We start from the raw sequence: 17,215 nt of genomic DNA on the forward strand, positions 1-17,215 counted from the left end.
TTCAAACCGCTTCCAAGTACGCGGCCAGGCCCCGTTGTCCGGCCCGCATCATCAGCCAGTGGTTGGCGCGGAACACCGGCCGTCCGGGCACGGCTAGGCGCCTCAAAAGCGGCTTGTTCACGTCGACGACCTGCTCGTAGCGGGCGAGGCTGCGCGCCTCGTCCCCGTCGATCGTCCAGCGCGCCCATCCCTCCAGGTCCCCGGTCATGGCGATCTCCAGCACTCCGGCCGCCCGGTCGCGCCGCACCTCTCGCGCGGTGAAGACCAGGTCATAGGGCAGGGTGGCCCGGATCGTGATGACGCCGGTGGTGTCGTCGAGACGGTCGACCCCGCGGACCTGGGGCCACCAGCGGGGGTAGTCCTCGGCCTGTTCCAGGGCGTCGTAGACGGTGGCGGGCGGCGCGCTCAGGTCCCACTGCGTACGGAAGCGGTAATGGGTCCAGTCCATGCACAGAGTCTGCCCGCACGGATCTGAGTACGGTCTGAGTACGCGCACTCATGTCCTCCGAGGTGATGCGGACCACACTCCAAGGCATGACGCACATTCCGCCCCCGGCCGAGGAGCTGCGGCTCCTCGATGCCGAACTGTGGCAACTCGACCGCCGCCGGGCCCAGTTGCTGGCCCGCCGGGCGTGGCTCATCGCCGCGCTGCAGCCGCGGCCGACGACGCGGCCGGCCGCCGTGGCCTCGCCTCGCCCGGAGACCAGCGCGCCCGGCGTGCAGAACCTCCTCCTGCTGCTGGGCGGTGTCCTGCTCACGATCGCCGCGATGGTGTTCACGCTGGTCAGCTGGGGCCACCTGGGGATCGCCGGCCGCGGTCTGGTGCTCGGCGCGCTCACGCTGGCCGCGCTCGCCGCTCCGCTGCCCCTGGTGAAGCGCGGGCTGCGCTCGACGGCCGAGGCGGTGGCGGGCCTGGGTCTGGCGCTGACGGTGCTCGACGCGTACGCCCTGTACGAGGTCGCCCTGCCCGGGACGGGCGGCGCGGGCTACACCGCGGCCGCGTCGGCGCTGCTGGCGGGGCTCTGGCTGGCGTACGGCCTGCTGCCGCGGGCGGCGGAGCTGCGTCTGCCCCTCCCTGCCGCGCTGGCCGCGGCCCAACTCCCGCTGTTCTTCTGGGCGGTCTCGTCCTCCGCGGGCGCCCACGGCATCGTGGCCGCGCTGCTGGTGACGGCCGCGTTCGACACAGGTGTCGCACTCCGGGTGACGACCAGGTCCGTACGGGTCGTCGCCGCCGTCGGCGGGTACGGCCTGGGCTCCTCGGGCGCACTGACGGCCGGCTGGTTGTCCTGGACGGCCACCGGTCCGAGCGCCGCCGCCCGTGCGGCGGCGCTCATCCTCCTCGCGGCGGCGATCGCCCTGGGCGCGGCCTGGCGCGGCGGCCTGGGCAAGGGCCACGCCGTCGGCCTCGCCGTGACCTCGGGTCTCCTCGCGGTCGCCGCGCTGGGCGGCGCGGTCCGCCCCGCGGTGCCGGACGCGTGGACGGTTCCGGTGCAGCTCGCCTGCGGGATCGCCCTGTTGGCGGCCGTGCGGACCGGGCGGCTGCCGGAGGCGGTACGCGAGGGACTGGCCTGGTCCTCCGCCGTCGTGCAGGGGCTCGCGGTGCTGTGGGCGCTGCCGCTCGTGGCGATCACCCTGCTGGGGCCGGTCGCCTGGACGTTCCGGGCCTGGTCCGGGGCGCCGGCGACCATGCGTGAGGCGGTGACGGTGGACGTGCCCTGGCCGCCGGACATGGCGGCGGCACCGCTCGTCCTGGTGGCCGTCGCGGCGGTGCTCGCCCTGGCGTTCAGGAACACCGACCGGCACGCCCGAGCCCTGACCGGCGCGCTGGTGCTCACCTGGGCCGCGGCCCTGACGGTTCCGGCGGTCCTCGAACTCCCCTACACGACCGGACTGTTGGCGCTCGGCGCCCTGACGGCGGTCGCGCTCGCCGCCCCGTACGGGCAGCCGACGGCGACGATCCTCGCCCTCGCCACCTCCGCCGACCTCGCCTTCACCGCGCTGGCCTCACAGACGGCGACCCTCACCGCGCTCGGCGCCCTCACCGCCTTCTTCGCGGCGGTCTCCTGGCGGCTCACGTCCGTCACGGCCCCGGCCGCCCTCGCGTACGCCACCGCGCTGGCCTGCGCGACGGGAGCGGCCGCGGACTGGCCGCCGCAGCACACCGCGCTGCTGGTCCTGGTGGTCCCGGTGGCCGCGGCCCTGATCGCGCCGCGCGTGACCGAGCGGATCCCCCTCGAGGTGGCGGGTGCCGTCGCCGGACTGCTCGCCATCGGACTCGCCGCGACCGACCTGCCGATGCTCGCCCTGGTACTTGCCCTGTGCGCGGTGATCGCAGCGGGCACGGCGATCCGCCCGGACCGCCGCCCTGTGGGCTACGCGGCCGCCGTCCTGTTCGTCCTGGCGACCTGGGTACGTCTGGCGGCCTGGGAGGTCGACATGCCCGAGGCGTACACGATCCCGGTGACCGTCCCGGCGCTGGTCGTCGGCTTCCTGCGGCTGCGCCGCGACCCCCTGACCTCGTCCTGGACGGCCTTCGGCCCCGGCCTCGCCGCCACGCTCCTGCCGAGCCTCGCAGCGGCCTGGACCGACCCGCACTGGACCCGCCCCCTCCTGCTGGGCCTGGCCGCCCTCTCCCTGACCCTGCTGGGCGCCGGCCACAACCTCCGCGCACCCCTCCTGCTGGGCGGCACGGTCCTGGCCCTGGACGCGCTGCACGAACTCGCCCCGTACATCGTCCAGGTGACCGACGCCCTCCCCCGCTGGGTACTTCCCGCCCTCGCCGGCCTCCTGCTGCTGGCACTGGGAGCGACGTACGAGCAGCGCATCAGGAACGTCCGCAGGGCGCGGGAGATCCTGGGGCGGATGAACTAGCCCCGGGGCGTGGGGAACTGCGCGACCAGCCGCAACGGTCGCGCAGTTCCCCACGCCCTCAACCCCTACGAAGGCATCTTGTCTCCGAGCAGCGCCAGGTTCTCGATGGCCGCGAGCCCGTACAAGGCGGTGTCGTTCGTGGACACCCAAGCCGCCTCACTGCCCGGCACCAACGCCACCGGCCCGCTCAGCTTCTCCGTCTTCCAGGGCGCCGACTCCTTGTACCCGTCGGAGTTGTAGAACTTGTCCCACGCCCGCTTGGCGAGCTTCTCGTCCCCGGTCTGCACGGCCGCGTACGCGTCGAGCCGCGAGTGCCCCTGGAACAGCAGCAGCGAGCCGAAGTTGGACCCGTACCGCGCCGCCTGCTCGGCCTTGGTGGCGTTGAAGTAGCGGCAGTAGTCGTAGTACGCCTCGTTGAACTTCGGGATGTCGACGAGGTCGATGAGCTCGGCACACAGCTCGTTGAGCCCGAAGACCGCGGAGAGGTGCGAGACCCCGACCACGGGTGCCGAGGCGACCGCGAACTTACCGGTGTCGAGGTCGTAGAGCCCGGTCCCCTGGACGAACCCGTTCGGCTGGGCGGCGATCGTCTCCATGGTCGACAGCACGCGCGCCTTGGCCTTCTCCCACTTCGGGCCCTTGCGCTCCCACTCGGTCAGCCACGCCGACACGAGCCCGCTCCAGTCCGTGCCGAAGCCGATCGACAGCGCGTGCCGGTCGGGGGTGTACGGCTCGGTGCGGATCTTGCGGATCGGGTCGAGGACGAGGAAGGTCTCGTCGGAGTCGACGTTGGCGTGCATGAGGTCGCCGACGCGCTCGTCCGCGGTGAGGAAGTAGTAGTAGCGGCGGTACGTCGTGTTGGCGATGCGCTGCTGCTTGGCGCTGTCGGCGTAGTGCTGCACGCCGTGCCGGGTGCCGAGCCCGGCCCACTTGCCCAGGTGGTAGACGTCGACCTCTCCGGTGTGGCGGGTCATCGCCTCGGCGAACCGGAAGATGTCCGCGCGGCCCGAGCGGATGTACGCGAACCAGAGCCAGAGGTCCGGCGACAGCTCGGAGTTGTCCCAGGCGTAGCCGCCGACGTCGTACCGCCACTGGTGGCGCACCGTGTCGTAGGTGTGCATGATGTCGCCGTAGTCCCAGAAGCCGTACCAACGGCGCTGCTCCACCTGGTCCTTGTAGTAGGTGAAGAGGAAGTCGAGGTGGTCCTCGATCTTCGCCTTGGCGGGCGTGGAGCGGTCGGGCTCGGAGTACAGGCCCGGGCCGAAGACCTTGGCCTTGATGAGCTGCTTGGGCGGCGCGGCGAGCTGCGGCAGCACCCGTACGGCCTCGACCTGTTCGGCGAGTTCTGCCGGGGCCGGCGTCGTCTCGTTGGCCCAGAACAACAGCTCCGACGTACGCGCGATGCCGTACGGCGTGCCGAACTCGGGCTCGTAGTCCTCGTACGTGATGTTGAGGCCTTCGAGCTGCTCGGCGAAGGTGTCCTGGCCCATGCCGTCGTGGTAGAAGCGCAGGTCCATCGGCTGTGCCTCGGGCGACCAGAGCCAGAGGGTGACCTCGGCCTCGTCGGTCTGGGCGTCGCGGATGTCGAGCTGGGCGGGGAACTTCTCCCAGAAGTCCCGCAGGCCGAAGGAGAGTCCGCCGCTCGCGCCACCGACGTAGCCGAAGCCTGATGCCCGCTTGCCGCCGCCGGCCCCGATCCAGCCGTGGCCCTTCTTGGTGCGCTTGCGCAGGGTGAAGCCGTCGGCGGAGAGCTGGGAGAGGGTGTAGTCGCCCCACTCGGGGATGTACTGGAGGCGGGTGGTGACCCGCTGGTCCCAGGTGGCCGGGTCGGGCAGCTTCTCGCCCGCGTACTGCGCCGCCTGCACGGCCGCGCCCGGGTCCCGGCGCAGCCCGGTGATGCCCTTGACGGCCTCGCGCAGCAGACCGGTGCCGTCACCGCCGATGCGGATGTGACGGTCGTAGGACTGGTCGCGCATCGGCACGGTGAAGCGGACGCCGATGCCGCGGATGAAGTCACCACTGGCCTTGCCCGGCTCCTGGGTGCCGTCGAAGGTGATGGTGTGCACCATGCGGAAGGAGTCGGCGCCGGCGTAGAAGTACAGACGGATGGAGAACGGCAGCCAGCTCCGGCTGCCCTTGCGGTGCTTGCCGTCGATGCGGACGACCGCGCGGACCGGTCCGTCCTGCTCGACGGTGACCTCGGAGATGGCGCCGTCGAAGCGCTCGGTCCTGACCGCGCCCTGGTCCTCGTCCTCGATCTCGGGCTGGCGGATCAGCACGAGCTTGCCGTTCTTGGCGATCTCGGTGGAGCCGCGGGTGACCGACTTGATCAGGGTGGCGCCGGACTTGCCGATCTTCGCGGCGATGACGCCGGTGGAGACGGTGATGGTGCCGCCGCTCTTGTCGACGGTGACCTTCTTGTCCGGTACGGCGGCCTCACCGGCGGCGAGGGTGAGCTTGCCGTTGCCCGAACTCACGGCGTGGGCGGTCCACTTGAGGGATCCGTCCGGCCAGTAGGCGATCGGCCAGGACTGCACGGGTACGGACGTGCCGTCCGCGTCCGTCAGCGCGAAGGTCTGGTCCTCCTGGTAAGTGCCCTTGGGCCAGGGCACGCCGAGGGTGGAGCCGGGCGCGGCACCCAGCCCGCCGTCCTCCAGCCAGTCCAGGGTCACGGGACTGTCGTCGGCCTCCGCGGCTCTTGGCGCGGCCTGCGCGTCCTTGGCTCCTAGGGCCCAGCTGAACTGTGCGGCGGCGCCGGCCACGGCGGCCGCCTTGAGGATGGACCTGCGGGGGATGGGAGACATAGGGGTCCTGCCTTTCCTTCCGTGCGGGAAGCTTTATCCGTGCAGCTGGTCAGGGGCATGACAGAGAGAGGTACGACGCCCGGGGCGTCGGCCTGGTGCGCGGGCGCCGCCCGTCAGCGACGCCGGTAGCGCTCCTCGACGGCGACGGCCGCCGCCGCGACGGCCCCGAGGACCGGGACCGCCAGCGGTGCGATGAACATGGCGGACAGAGCGACGACGCCCAGCCCGCAGACGATCAGGAAGGACCCGGCGGGGTCGAGCACGGTCCGCCGTACGGCGTCCGCGAGCAGCAGCCGCCAGGCGTCACCGGGCGTCCAGTGCGCCGCCGCCCGCAGCAGGGCCACGGTGAGCCCGATCAGCGCGAAGATGCCGACGGCCCCGACGAGCGGCCCGCCGGGCAGACCGGCCCGCGCGGCCAGCACGTCCACCCAGACCGCGGCGGCCACCGCCCACCCGGCGAGCCCGACGGCCCACCCGCCGCGCAGGGCCGTACGGAAGTCCACGACGAACTCCCGCCAGCCACCGGCCTCGTGCGTCGTACGACGCCGCAGATGCCGTGCGCCGGCGGCGAAGGCCGCGGGATAGGTGACGACCCCGAGACAGGCCACGGCGATCCACACCCCGGTGAGCAGCGACTCCGCGAAGACCGCGAACCGCTCGCCGAACATGGACTCCCTGCGCCGGGAGCGGGCCTTCGCTCGTGCTTCCGCCATGGTGACCGCCTCAGCCCTTTCCGCTCACTTCAGTCCGGACGTCGCCATACCGTCGATGAGATACCGCTGGAAGGCCATGAAGAAGGCGATGACCGGCACCAGCGCCACCAGCGACATCGCGATCATGCTGCCGTAGTTGGAGATGCCCTCCTGATCGCGGAACATCATCAGGCCGAGCGAGACGGTGTACTTGTCCGGGGTGTTGAGGTAGATCAGCGGCCCCATGAAGTCGTTCCAGGCGTTGATGAAGGTGAAGATCGCGCTGGTGATGAGGGCGGGGCGGCACAGCGGCAGCACGATGGACCAGTAGGTCCGCAGATGCCCGCAGCCGTCGAGCTTGGCGGCCTCGTCCAGTTCCTTGGGGAGGCCCCGCATGAACTGCACCATCAGGAAGACGAAGAACGCCTCCGTGGCCAGGAACTTGCCCGCCACGAGCGGCACCAGGGTGTCGGTGAGCTCGAGCTTGCGGAACATCACGTACTGCGGGATGAGCAGGACGTGATACGGCAGCAGCAGCGTGCCGATCATCATCGTGAACAGCAGGTTCCGCCCGGCGAACCGGATCTTGGCGAAGGCGTACGCGGTCAGCGAGCTGGACAGCACGACACCGGCCACGGCGAGCCCCGCGTACATCAGCGAGTTCGTGAAGAACGTGCTGATGGAGATGCCGGAGATACCGTCGGCGAGCCCGGAGAAGTTCTCCCAGACCGGCTTGACGGGCAGCAGGTCGATGCTGGCGATGATGTCCTTGCTCGGCTTGAACGAGGCACCGAGCACCCAGATCACCGGGTACAGGACGACTGCGAGGACGGCGAGCGAGCCCACGTGCCAGGCGATCGAACCGGTGCGCTTGCGCTCGTCGGCGGTGCGCACGACAGGGGTGCTGACACTGGTCACTTGGCGGCCTCCTCGTAGTGCACCCACTTCTTCTGCGACCAGAACAGGACCGCCGTGACCAGCGCCACCGCGACCACCAGCGTCCAGGCCATCGCGGAGGCGAAGCCCATCTGGGCCTCCTTGAAGCCCTTCTGGTAGAGGTAACAGGTGTAGACGAGGGTGGCGTCGGCCGGCCCGCACTGGGTGTTGGAGACCACGTAGGCGGACCCGAACACCTGGAACGCGTGGATGGACTCCAGCAGCACGTTGAAGAACAGCACCGGTGAGATCATCGGCAGCGTGATGTTCCAGAACCGCCGCAGGGGTCCGGCCCCGTCCATCTCGGCGGCCTCGTACAGCTCCTGCGGAACCTGCTTGAGACCGGCCAGGAAGATGACCATCGGCGCGCCGAACTGCCAGATGCTCAGCGCCACCAGCGCGTAGAGGACGTAGTCCGGGTTGCCGATCCAGCCCCCCACGTCCATGCCGAAGACCTTCTGCGTACGGTCCACGATCGCGTCGTCCGAGAACAGCGCCCGCCACACGAAGCCGACGGAGACGCTGGCGCCGATGAGCGAGGGCATGTAGAAGGCGGCCCGGTACAGCCCCTGCCCGCGCCGCTTCTGCGCGAGCAGCAGCGCGACACCGAGCGCGAGCAGCAGCTTCAGCGGGGTGGCCACGACGACGTACTTCAGCGTGACCTCGACCGACTTCTGCCAGCGCGGGTCCTGGAACATGGTCGTGAAGTTGTCGAAGCCCACCCACTGCGGTGGAGTGAAGAGGTTGTAGCGGGTGAACGCGTAGTACAGCGACGCGATCATCGGCCCCGCCGTGAGCACCAGGAATCCCGCGATCCACGGCGACATGAAGAGATAGCCGACGAGGTTCTCGCGGCGCCGCCCGCGCCGCCCGGCGGCAGGAGCGGCGGACCGCTTCTTCGCCGGGCGCGCGGGCGCTTCCTTGACGAGCGTCATGGTGGTACGTCCCCTCAGCCCGCGAACGCGGCCTTGGCCTCGCTGAACAGCGCCTTGGCGGCGTCGGCCGGCTTGGTCTTGCCCTGGGAGACCTCGCCGCCGATGCGCAGGAAGGCCGCCTCGATGACATCCGCGCCGGACGGGTGCGGGGTGATCTTCCCCAGCACACCGGCCTTGGCGACCTCTTCCTCGTACGCCTTCACGCCCTTGTTCTGGGCGTCAGTGGGCTGGAACGCGTCGTACTGCTCGGTCGTGGAGAGGATGCCGCGGTCGTAACCCATGATCTTGCCGACCTCGGGGTCGTGGACCATGAAGGAGATGAACTGCGCGGCCTCCTTGGGGTGCTTCGTCCCGGAGAAGGCACTGAGCATCAGCGAACCGAGGTACTGGCCGGTCTGCTTGCCGTCCGTGGTGGGGATCGGCGCGAGCCCGTAGTCCGACTCGCCCTCACCCTCGTAACGGATGGAGAAGTTGTCCCAGGTGAACTCAGACGCGGCGAGGCCGGCCGACAGACCCGACTTCGGGTAGACCTGCTCGATCTTCTTGGGGTCGGCGACGAGTCCGGACTTCACGCGCTTGTAGCCGTCGGTCCACCACTGCGTCAGATCGTCCTCGGTGAAGCCGAGATCGGAGTCGGTGAAGAACGCCTTGCCGTTCTGGCGCAGATACAGGTCGTAGAGGTACATGATGCCGAAGTAGCCCGTGTCACCGGCGATCTTCAGCTTGTCCTGGATCGTCTGGAGGGCGTCGAAGTACTCGTCCCAGGTCCAGCCCATCTTCGCCTCGACACCGGCCTTCTTGAAGGCCTTGAGGTCGATGACCAGCGCCATGGTGTTGGCGCCGACGGGGACACCGAGCTGCTTGGCGTCGACCTGACCGTTCGCCAGAACGCCGTTGCGGAAGTTCTCCAGGTCCAGATTCCCGGCGTCCGCCTGCGCCTTGAGGTCCAGAAGAATGCCGCGCTTGTCGTACTTGCGCAGGAAGCCGACAGCATTCTGGAATACGTCCGGCGGATTCCCGCCGGAGGCCTGCGTCTGGAACTTCTCCCAGAACGCGGCGTAGTCGGTGAATTCAGGCTTGATCTTGATCTTCGGGTTCTTCTTCTCGAAGACCGCGATCGCCTTCTTCATCGCGATGGTGCGCGGCTCGCCACCCCACCATGCGTAACGGAGTGTCACCGTCCCGTCTCCGGAACCGCTGTCACCGCCACATGCGGTCGTTGCTCCCAGCCCGATGGTGGCGGCCGAGGCCCCGGCCACCTTCAGGATCGTACGCCTCTCAACATTCTTGCTGGTTCCCATGGTTGGGCCCCCTCCCCGCAGCGTCATTGCCGCCTGCATGAATCGTTTCAAGTAAGCGCTTGCTGGCACAAGCTACGAGGGGCCCAGGAATGCGTCAATGATTCGGACAGGATTTTCTTGCGGGGCCGCCGGGCGAGTTGACGGCGCATCGGAGCCGAGTGATCCCACCGGGGCGGCGAAGTCGCAGGTAGGACGCGGGCATTCGATGGATCGAACGCGAACTGGCCTGTCGCACCCGGACGTTGCCCGGCCGAAACTCGTCGGCGACACGGAGGGCCCGGAACGACGTCGGCCCGCCTGCACTGAAGCAGACGGGCCGACGGTCCGGGTGGGCGATACTGGGTTCGAACCAGTGACCTCTTCGGTGTGAACGAAGCGCTCTCCCACTGAGCTAATCGCCCGGACGCAGGAAGAACATTACCCCATGTCAGGGGGTGCCTCCGCACCCCCCGCAGGGCCGCCGATCACTGGTTCTTGATGTTCCACGGCATCTCGAAGCCGAACTTGTAGAGGTAGACCGCGCCGATCGCGGCCACGATCACCAGGCCGATCGACGTCAGGATGATGTTGCGCCGGCGCACCTTGGGATCGAGCGCCTTCTGGGCCGCCTCGGTCACCTTGCGCTTGGTCCAGCGCAGCACGAGCTGGGCCCAGACGAACTCGGTCGCCCAGATCGCCATGCCGCCGAAGATCACGACCCAGCCGGGTCCCGGCAGCGGAAGCATGATGATGCCCAGGACCACGACGGCCAGGCCGATGATGAAGATCCCGACCTGCCAGCTCAGGTGCAGCAGGCGGCGCGCCTTGACGAATTCCGGCGCTTTCGAGCCGAGCCCGTCCCCGCTCTGCGCCCCGCTCGTCTTCGACTCGTCCGCCGCCACGGCCACCTCGACCTGCTCGTCACTCCCCGTATTCATACGGCCAAACTTTACCCGAGGGAAACCGGTCACCGAAATGGTCGTACCTCGCGAACAGGGTCTCGGCCGGAAGAGTTACGTAAAGGCACGCAAAACACTCAGAGGGGTTTACAACGGCACCGTAGGTGGCATGTCGATTTCGCCGACGTGCGAATCCCCGAGCGCACACTGAGCGAAAGGCCCTGGCGCTTATGAACACCACGGTCAGCTGCGAGCTGCACCTGCGCCTCGTTGTGTCGAGCGAGTCCTCCCTGCCTGTCCCCGCAGGCCTGCGGTACGACACGGCCGACCCCTACGCCGTGCACGCCACCTTCCACACCGGAGCCGAGGAGACCGTCGAGTGGGTGTTCGCCCGCGACCTTCTCGCGGAGGGCCTCCACCGGCCCACCGGAACCGGCGACGTCCGTGTCTGGCCGTCGCGCAGTCACGGTCAGGGCGTCGTGTGCATCGCCCTGAGCTCCCCTGAAGGCGAAGCATTGCTCGAGGCCCCGGCCCGGGCCCTGGAGTCGTTCCTGAAGCGAACAGACGCCGCCGTGCCCCCTGGCACGGAACACCGGCACTTCGACCTCGATCAGGAGCTCTCGCACATCCTGGCGGAGAGCTAGGACGAGAGGTCCCACCAAGCCGCCCGGCGCCGTCGACTCGGGGTGACGGCTCGGGCCAAGACAACCGCATATGGGTACGCACACCGGCGCCGTCACCGCGGATTCTCGCGGGGCGGCGCCGGTGCGTGTGCGCTTTACCACCGGTTCGCGAGGTCCGGGGCCGGTACGGGCGCTCGTGGAGCCACTACCATCGGCCAGCATCGGCGGGCGCCCGCCCGACCCCCCAGGCCAGGGAGCGAAACGTGCTGATCACCCACGACACCCGGTGCGCCCTCGATGCCGTGGTGGATCTGGTGAACACCGCACCGGAGGACACCACGACCCCGGACGCGCTGCCGGACGTCGCGGCTCTCGAGGATTTCGTACAAAAGCACGAGATCAGCGATGTCGGGGTGCTCTCGGAGTTCGATCTCTCCGCGGTGCGCAAGATCCGCGGCCGGTTCGCCTCGATCTTCTCCGCCTCGGACCCCCGGGCCGCGGCGGGACTGATCAACGACCTGGTGGCCGCGGCGGGCACCACTCCCCGGCTCACCGACCACGACGGCTACGACTGGCATGTGCACTACTTCGCGCCCGGTGCGTCCATCGCCGACCACCTCGCGGCGGACTGCGGCATGGCACTGGCCTTCTTCGTGGTCGCCGGGGAGCAGGAGCGGCTGCGGCGCTGCGAGGCCCCCGACTGCCGGCACGCCTTCGTCGACCTCTCCCGCAACCGGTCCCGGCGCTACTGCGACAGCCGTACGTGCGGGAACCGGCTGCATGTCGCCGCGTACCGGGCGCGTCGCAAGGAGGCGGCGGGCTGAGCTCCGGCCCGGGAGTGTGGACGCGGTACCCGGCGGGTGACGCCGGGCACCGCGGGTACGGCTCAGAGCAGCAGCAGATCGTGCAGCGCAGCCATGAGCAGTAGACACCCGATCACCGCAAGAAAGATCATCAGCGGTGGCTGGGAAAGGGCGAAAAGGCACCCGCGCGGCTCGTCCTGCGGCGGCGCGGCGTCGCTCTGTGTCGTGTCCAGCATCTCGCGGGCGATGATGACGCAGTCCGCACCGGTCGGGTGACCAACACGCCAGGACGGAACGGCAGTTCGCCGGATCCCGTGACGAACGGTTCAAGGCGTGGACGGCTCCGGGACGGATACGGGCCGACTGTGTCGTTTCAGTCCGCCTGCACCTGTCATATGCCGTGCTTCTTCAGGATGGCCTCGATGTCGCTGAAGTCGTCCCCGGCACCGGCGCGGGGTGCGGCGGCGGGCCGGGGCGCCGGACGGGAGGCCTGGCCCAGCGAGGGTGCCGAGGCCGCCGGGGCGATCGCCTCGCTCTGCGCGGCCCGGGTCGCCCTGCGCTCCTTGCGGGTACCGCCGCGCCTGCGCTCCACCGCGCGCGTGCTCATGAAGAGCAGCCAGGAGACACCGAGCACACCGAAGCCGGCCCAGGCCGCCGGGCTGAACGCGGTGTCCGCCACCCACTCGACGACACCGGTCATCACCAGGCCGAGAGGCACGAGCGAGTAGGCGGCGAGACGGGCGGCGGCGAGGAAGCGCTTGCGGTACGCCGTCACCGCCGCGATGCCCAGGCCGGCCGCGGCGGCGGCGGAACAGACGGTCTCGGCAATCATCCGGTCCTCCAGGCAGGGCTCGACAGGGCAGTTCGTCCCTTCCATCCTGCACCGCCCCCACCCCGCGGGGCCATGGTCCGACCCGACATCAGGGACATCTCCGGGTCGGATCCTCCGTAGGTGCCGGTCGCGGTGTGGATCCCCCGCGGCGTTCCGGGGCCGATTGGGTCGTCCGGGGTGCGGCTGGGAGACTGGGGACATGAGCGACTCCTCCCCCGTGCGTCCCGTCGTCCCCGTGCTCGACGTCTGGTGCGACCTTCAGTGCCCGGACTGCCGCAGCGCCCTGGAGGACGTCCGGGCCCTGCGTGCGCGCTACGGCGACCGGCTGGAGCTGCGGCTGCGGCACTTCCCGCTGGAGAAGCACAAGCACGCCTTCGCCGCCGCGCAGGCCGCCGAGGAGGCCGAGGAGCAGGGGAAGGGCTGGGACTACGTCGAGGCCGTGCTCGGCCGGGTCGAGGAACTGGACCGCAGGGGAGAACCCTTCCTGGTCGAGGCGGCCGGCGAACTGGGGCTGGACGCCGAGGAGTTCGACACCGCGCTGATCGACGGCCGGCACATCCTGATCGTGGACGCCGACCAGGCCGAGGGCAAGGCGATCGGCGTGACCGGCACCCCGACGTACGTCATCGACGGCGAGCGCCTCGACGGCGGCAAGAGCCAGGAGGGGCTGCGCGAGCGCGTCGAGGAGATCGCGGACCGGCTGCTCGCCGCGCCGGGTGCCTGAGCCGTCGTACGCCTACAACAGCGGCTTGTAGAAGGTGTACTGAGTCGTCTCGTAGCCGAGTGACTCGTACAGCCGCTCGGCCGGGGTGTTGCCCGCGAAGACGTTCAGACCCAGGGTCCGCTTGCCGAGGGCGTGTGCCTGGGTCTCCGCCAGCAGCATGAGGGTGCGGCCGTGTCCGCGGCCGCGGTGGGCCTCGTCCACTTCGACGTCGAAGATGAAGGGCTTGCCGTCGCGCAGGGCGAGCCAGAGGACGCCCACGCGGGTGCCCTCGTGCTCCAGGATGCTGAACCGCATGTTCTCGGTGGCGAGACCCTGCGGCAGGAGCGTGTCGTGGTCGCGCTGCGACTTGGCGCGCGCCTCGGGCTCCGGCACGCCCCGTTCCATCCAGGTGCGCACGTAGTCCTCCGACTCGTGCGCCAGCCAGGCGTCGAAGTCGGCCTCCGTCATGGGGCGGGCCAGGCTGCCGGCGGGCAGTTCCGGCGGGGTGTCGCCGAGTTGCTTCATCATGCCGCGATTGCGCAGGACGTAGTTCAGCGCCTTGACCAGCCGCAGGGCCGCCTCGGCGTCCGCCGGTACGCCGGCCTCGATCTGGCGGCAGCCCCAGCCGCGCGCGACCTCCTCGGCGGCGAGCGCGGCCACCGTGCCCCGGCCGCGCCGCCGGTCGGGCTCCTCGATCCGCAGATCGTGGATGCGAGCCGCCGAGTCGCCGAACGAGGGGGACGTGCCGAGGTGTATCGCCCCGACGGGGCGGCTGTTCACGCATACCTGGTAGCGGCGTGAACGCGTGCCGTCGGCATGATGCTGGAGCGGCTCGGTCGGCCGCAGGGTCGTGGTCATCACGGGTGTTCTACCCGCCGCGCCCCGCCGCGTCAGCCCAATTTCGAGGGGTTTTACGGATCGAGGTCGTTCCCGGCCCGCTCGTCGAAGATCCGCATGGCCTTGGCGGTGACCGGACCCGGGGTGCCCGGCAGCTCCCGGTCGTCGACCAGGTGGACGGCCTGTACGTCCCGCAGTGTGGAGGTGAGGAAGACCTCGTCGGCCCGCTCCAGGACGTCCAGCGGCAGGTCGGTCTCCTTGGCGCCGGTCCATTCGACCGTCAGCGCGCGTGTGATGCCCGCGAGACAGCCGGAGGAGACCGGCGGGGTGTGGAGCTCACCGTCGAGGACGACGAAGACGTTCGACCCGGTGCCCTCGCACAGCTGCCCGACCGTGTTGGCGAACAGTGCCTCGGAGGCGCCGTGCTCGCGGGCCCGGGCGAGGGCCACGACGTTCTCGGCGTACGAGGTGGTCTTGAGTCCGGCGAGGGCGCCGCGTTCGTTGCGGGTCCAGGGGACCGTGATCACGGAGGTGGAGTCGGGGCGGCGGGTGGTCTCGCCGAGGGCGACGACCAGGGTGGGGCCGTGCTCGCCGCGGTCGGAGCCGAGGGGGCCGTGGCCACCGGTGTAGGTGATGCGGAGCCGGCCGAGCGGCATCGGGTTGGCCTCGATGACGGCCGCGCAGCCGCGGCGCACCTCGTCGAGGTCGGGGTCGGGCAGGCCGAGGCCGCGTGCGGAGCGGGTCAGCCGGTCGAGGTGCCGGGTGAGCGCGAACGGCTCGCCGTCCACCGCCTTCACCGTCTCGAAGATGCCGTCGCCCACGGTCAGCCCGTGGTCGAAGACGGAGACACGGGCGGACTCGATGTCCTGCAGCCCGCCGTCGAGCCAGATCTTCACCTGATGGTCCCTTCGCTCACCTCGTACGTACCCGACGCTACCGCGAGCAGCCGGGCCGCCTTCAGCTCGGTCTCCCGCCACTCCCCCTCGGGGTCCGACCCCCAGGTGATGCCGGCGCCGGTGCCGAACCGCAGCACGCCTTCCGCGCGGTCGATCCAGAAGGTGCGGATGCCGACGGCCAGCTCGCCGGTGCCCCGGTCGGCGTCGACCCAGCCGATGCCTCCGCAGTACGGGCCGCGCGGTGCCGTCTCCAGGGCGTCGATGATCCGCAGGGCACTGGACTTGGGGGCGCCGGTGACGGAGCCGGGCGGGAAGGCGGCGTCGAGCAGTTCGGGCCAGCCGGCGCCCTCGCGCAGTTCGCCGCGGACCGTGGAGACGAGGTGGACGAGGCCCGGGTGCTTCTCGACCGCGCACAGGTCGGGGACGCTGACACTGCCGGTGGCGCAGACCCGCCCGATGTCGTTGCGGACCAGGTCCACGATCATGACGTTCTCGGCGTAGTCCTTCTCCAGGAGGTCCGCCTCGGTGCGCCCGGTGCCCTTGATCGGGCCGGACTCGACGATCCGGCCGTCGCGGCGCAGGAACAGCTCGGGGGAGGCGGTGGCTATCTCCACGCCGTGCTCGGGCAGCCGGATCGTTCCTGCGTACGGTGCCGGGTTGCCGCGGGCCAGCAGCGCGGTCAGCGCGTCCACGTCGGCGTCGGGCGCGGCCGGCGCGCTCAGCACCCGGCAGAGGTTGGCCTGGTAGACCTCGCCGGCCGCGATGTGCTCGCGGATCCGGCGGACGCCCGCCGTGTATCCGGCGCGGTCCAGGGAGGACGTCCAGTCGCCGGCCGCCGGTCCGTGCCACGCCCCCGGCACCGGGGCGGGCACCTGCTCCTGTCGTACGTCCTGGAAGCGGGCGCAGGTCAGACGGCCCTCGAAGTCGGCGCAGACGGCCCAGAAGCCGCTGGAGTCCAGGGCCGCGGGGTCACTGGTGACATCGAGGAGTCCGGTGGCCGTGCGGCCGCCGAAGCGGGCGAGAGGGGCGAGGTCGAGCACGCGTCGAGTCTATGGCGGGTGTCCTGCGGGTGACCTGGTCATGTCCCTTCGGAGCCTGTGACCAGGTGCGCGAGCGGGTGCAGCGCAGCACGCTGCACAAACGCGTTTTTGTGCTGGCCCCGGAATCCGCTAGAGTTCAACACGTCGCCGGGACGCGTGAGCGGATCGGAAAGACAGGCGAACGTAGCTCAGTTGGTAGAGCGCAACCTTGCCAAGGTTGAGGTCGCGAGTTCGAACCTCGTCGTTCGCTCGAAAGAGCAAGGGGATCTTCCCGACCCCCTACACTCCTGGTGGAGTGGCCGAGAGGCGAGGCAACGGCCTGCAAAGCCGTCTACACGGGTTCAAATCCCGTCTCCACCTCCAAGGACGATTAGCTCAGCGGGAGAGCGCTTCCCTGACACGGAAGAGGTCACTGGTTCAATCCCAGTATCGTCCACTGGATCTTCCAGCTCCTACGGCAAGGTCCGAACCCGCGCGATTAGCTCAGCGGGAGAGCGCTTCCCTGACACGGAAGAGGTCACTGGTTCAATCCCAGTATCGCGCACGCAGCCCCTCTCACGGGGTGGCTGACCTGGACGATTAGCTCAGCGGGAGAGCGCTTCCCTGACACGGAAGAGGTCACTGGTTCAATCCCAGTATCGTCCACGCACCGAAGCCCCCGGCCCTGCGGCCGGGGGCTTCTTCGTGTCTGCCGGCTGTCAGCTGGAGAACAGCATGTGCCCGAAGCTCTTGTGACGCTTGTGGCCGTAGTGGCCACCGTGACCGCCGTGCTGCGGGGCGCCCCAGGCGGGAGCCATGGGGGCCGCGGGCGCCGCCGGGTAGGCCTGCGGGGCGGCCGGGGGCGGCGGCGGGGCGGGCTGGGTCCACTGGGTCTCCAGACGGGTCAGCGCCTCCAGCTCGCCGTAGTCGAGAAAGATCCCGCGGCAGCCGCTGCACTGCTCGATCTGAACACCGTTGCGGTTGTACGTGTGCATGGGCGCGTGACACTTCGGACACTGCATCGTCGGCTCAACTCCTCGCCGGTTGGTCCTGCTTCGCGTTACGCCAGGACAGACACTGTCCGG

17 protein-coding genes and 6 tRNA genes are annotated in these 17,215 nt (G+C 70.0%); 9 read left to right on the forward strand and 14 right to left on the reverse strand.

Going from position 1 to position 17,215, the window contains the following annotated elements:
• Nucleotide 1: 1 nt before the first annotated feature.
• Entirely contained in the window at nt 2-448 is a 447-nt protein-coding gene (locus OG381_RS10955; protein WP_327715926.1) for an SRPBCC family protein, read from the reverse strand.
• A gap of 86 nt (nt 449-534) precedes the next feature.
• Between OG381_RS10955 and OG381_RS10960 the strand changes: the two genes are divergently transcribed.
• On the forward strand, nt 535-2,871 hold the full coding sequence (locus tag OG381_RS10960) for an SCO7613 C-terminal domain-containing membrane protein (RefSeq protein WP_327715927.1): 2,337 nt from the start codon (nt 535-537) through the stop codon (nt 2,869-2,871).
• A 65-nt stretch (nt 2,872-2,936) separates the two neighbouring features.
• Here OG381_RS10960 and OG381_RS10965 read toward each other — a convergent pair whose 3' ends face one another.
• From OG381_RS10965 to OG381_RS10995, 7 genes are all read right to left on the reverse strand, one after another.
• Nucleotides 2,937-5,675, reverse strand: coding sequence for an exo-rhamnogalacturonan lyase family protein (locus OG381_RS10965; protein ID WP_327715928.1), 2,739 nt, complete (start codon nt 5,673-5,675; stop codon nt 2,937-2,939).
• A gap of 113 nt (nt 5,676-5,788) precedes the next feature.
• The gene (locus tag OG381_RS10970) at nt 5,789-6,388 is read right to left on the reverse strand and encodes a hypothetical protein (protein ID WP_327715929.1); all 600 of its coding nucleotides are present in this window, start codon (nt 6,386-6,388) and stop codon (nt 5,789-5,791) included.
• Nucleotides 6,389-6,412: 24 nt separating this feature from the next.
• Nucleotides 6,413-7,285, reverse strand: a complete 873-nt coding sequence (locus OG381_RS10975) for a carbohydrate ABC transporter permease (protein WP_327715930.1) — start codon at nt 7,283-7,285, stop codon at nt 6,413-6,415.
• Nucleotides 7,282-8,238: a carbohydrate ABC transporter permease gene (locus OG381_RS10980; protein ID WP_327715931.1), complete on the reverse strand. Its 957-nt coding sequence runs from the start codon at nt 8,236-8,238 to the stop codon at nt 7,282-7,284. Before OG381_RS10980 ends, OG381_RS10975 begins: the two co-directional genes overlap by 4 nt.
• Nucleotides 8,239-8,252: 14 nt before the next feature.
• Nucleotides 8,253-9,539, reverse strand: a complete 1,287-nt coding sequence (locus tag OG381_RS10985) for an ABC transporter substrate-binding protein (RefSeq protein WP_327715932.1) — start codon at nt 9,537-9,539, stop codon at nt 8,253-8,255.
• Nucleotides 9,540-9,868: 329 nt separating this feature from the next.
• A tRNA-Val gene (locus tag OG381_RS10990) sits at nt 9,869-9,940 on the reverse strand.
• Between the two features lie 63 nt (nt 9,941-10,003).
• Nucleotides 10,004-10,456, reverse strand: a complete 453-nt coding sequence (locus OG381_RS10995) for a TIGR02611 family protein (RefSeq protein ID WP_327715933.1) — start codon at nt 10,454-10,456, stop codon at nt 10,004-10,006.
• 191 nt (nt 10,457-10,647) lie between these two features.
• Between OG381_RS10995 and OG381_RS11000 the strand changes: the two genes are divergently transcribed.
• Both OG381_RS11000 and OG381_RS11005 read left to right on the forward strand, forming a co-directional pair.
• Nucleotides 10,648-11,061, forward strand: a complete 414-nt coding sequence (locus tag OG381_RS11000) for an SsgA family sporulation/cell division regulator (protein ID WP_004002642.1) — start codon at nt 10,648-10,650, stop codon at nt 11,059-11,061.
• Nucleotides 11,062-11,303: 242 nt separating this feature from the next.
• Nucleotides 11,304-11,864, forward strand: coding sequence for a CGNR zinc finger domain-containing protein (locus OG381_RS11005; RefSeq protein WP_307033191.1), 561 nt, complete (start codon nt 11,304-11,306; stop codon nt 11,862-11,864).
• Nucleotides 11,865-11,926: 62 nt separating this feature from the next.
• Here OG381_RS11005 and OG381_RS11010 read toward each other — a convergent pair whose 3' ends face one another.
• Both OG381_RS11010 and OG381_RS11015 read right to left on the reverse strand, forming a co-directional pair.
• The gene (locus OG381_RS11010) at nt 11,927-12,079 is read right to left on the reverse strand and encodes a hypothetical protein (protein ID WP_020138043.1); all 153 of its coding nucleotides are present in this window, start codon (nt 12,077-12,079) and stop codon (nt 11,927-11,929) included.
• 155 nt (nt 12,080-12,234) lie between these two features.
• Nucleotides 12,235-12,675: a hypothetical protein gene (locus tag OG381_RS11015; RefSeq protein ID WP_327715934.1), complete on the reverse strand. Its 441-nt coding sequence runs from the start codon at nt 12,673-12,675 to the stop codon at nt 12,235-12,237.
• Nucleotides 12,676-12,874: 199 nt separating this feature from the next.
• Between OG381_RS11015 and OG381_RS11020 the strand changes: the two genes are divergently transcribed.
• Entirely contained in the window at nt 12,875-13,399 is a 525-nt protein-coding gene (locus OG381_RS11020) for a DsbA family protein (protein ID WP_327715935.1), read from the forward strand.
• A 12-nt stretch (nt 13,400-13,411) separates the two neighbouring features.
• Here OG381_RS11020 and OG381_RS11025 read toward each other — a convergent pair whose 3' ends face one another.
• From OG381_RS11025 to OG381_RS11035, 3 genes are read right to left on the reverse strand one after another with little or no spacing between them, the layout of a single operon-like run.
• On the reverse strand, nt 13,412-14,236 hold the full coding sequence (locus OG381_RS11025; protein WP_327715936.1) for a GNAT family N-acetyltransferase: 825 nt from the start codon (nt 14,234-14,236) through the stop codon (nt 13,412-13,414).
• A 53-nt stretch (nt 14,237-14,289) separates the two neighbouring features.
• Nucleotides 14,290-15,111 (reverse strand): aminotransferase class IV, encoded by an 822-nt coding sequence (locus tag OG381_RS11030; RefSeq protein ID WP_327715937.1) that lies wholly within the window; start codon nt 15,109-15,111, stop codon nt 14,290-14,292.
• Complete coding sequence (locus OG381_RS11035) at nt 15,108-16,151, reverse strand: chorismate-binding protein (protein ID WP_327715938.1); 1,044 nt, start codon at nt 16,149-16,151, stop codon at nt 15,108-15,110. Before OG381_RS11035 ends, OG381_RS11030 begins: the two co-directional genes overlap by 4 nt.
• A 177-nt stretch (nt 16,152-16,328) precedes the next feature.
• Here OG381_RS11035 and OG381_RS11040 point away from each other — a divergent pair.
• The 5 genes from OG381_RS11040 to OG381_RS11060 all read left to right on the forward strand — a co-directional run bounded on the left by OG381_RS11040 (nt 16,329) and on the right by OG381_RS11060 (nt 16,796).
• Nucleotides 16,329-16,401: transfer RNA gene (locus tag OG381_RS11040), tRNA-Gly, on the forward strand.
• A gap of 39 nt (nt 16,402-16,440) precedes the next feature.
• Nucleotides 16,441-16,514, forward strand: a tRNA-Cys gene (locus OG381_RS11045).
• Nucleotide 16,515: 1 nt separating this feature from the next.
• Nucleotides 16,516-16,587 (forward strand) — tRNA-Val (locus OG381_RS11050).
• 36 nt (nt 16,588-16,623) lie between these two features.
• Nucleotides 16,624-16,695, forward strand: a tRNA-Val gene (locus OG381_RS11055).
• A 29-nt stretch (nt 16,696-16,724) separates the two neighbouring features.
• Nucleotides 16,725-16,796 (forward strand) — tRNA-Val (locus tag OG381_RS11060).
• 53 nt (nt 16,797-16,849) lie between these two features.
• Here the strand turns inward: OG381_RS11060 and OG381_RS11065 are convergent.
• Nucleotides 16,850-17,152, reverse strand: a complete 303-nt coding sequence (locus OG381_RS11065; protein ID WP_327715939.1) for a TFIIB-type zinc ribbon-containing protein — start codon at nt 17,150-17,152, stop codon at nt 16,850-16,852.
• Between the last annotated feature and the right edge of the window lie 63 nt (nt 17,153-17,215).

The organism is Streptomyces sp. NBC_00490 (genome assembly GCF_036013645.1).
GTDB classification, from domain to species: domain Bacteria; phylum Actinomycetota; class Actinomycetes; order Streptomycetales; family Streptomycetaceae; genus Streptomyces; species Streptomyces canus_F.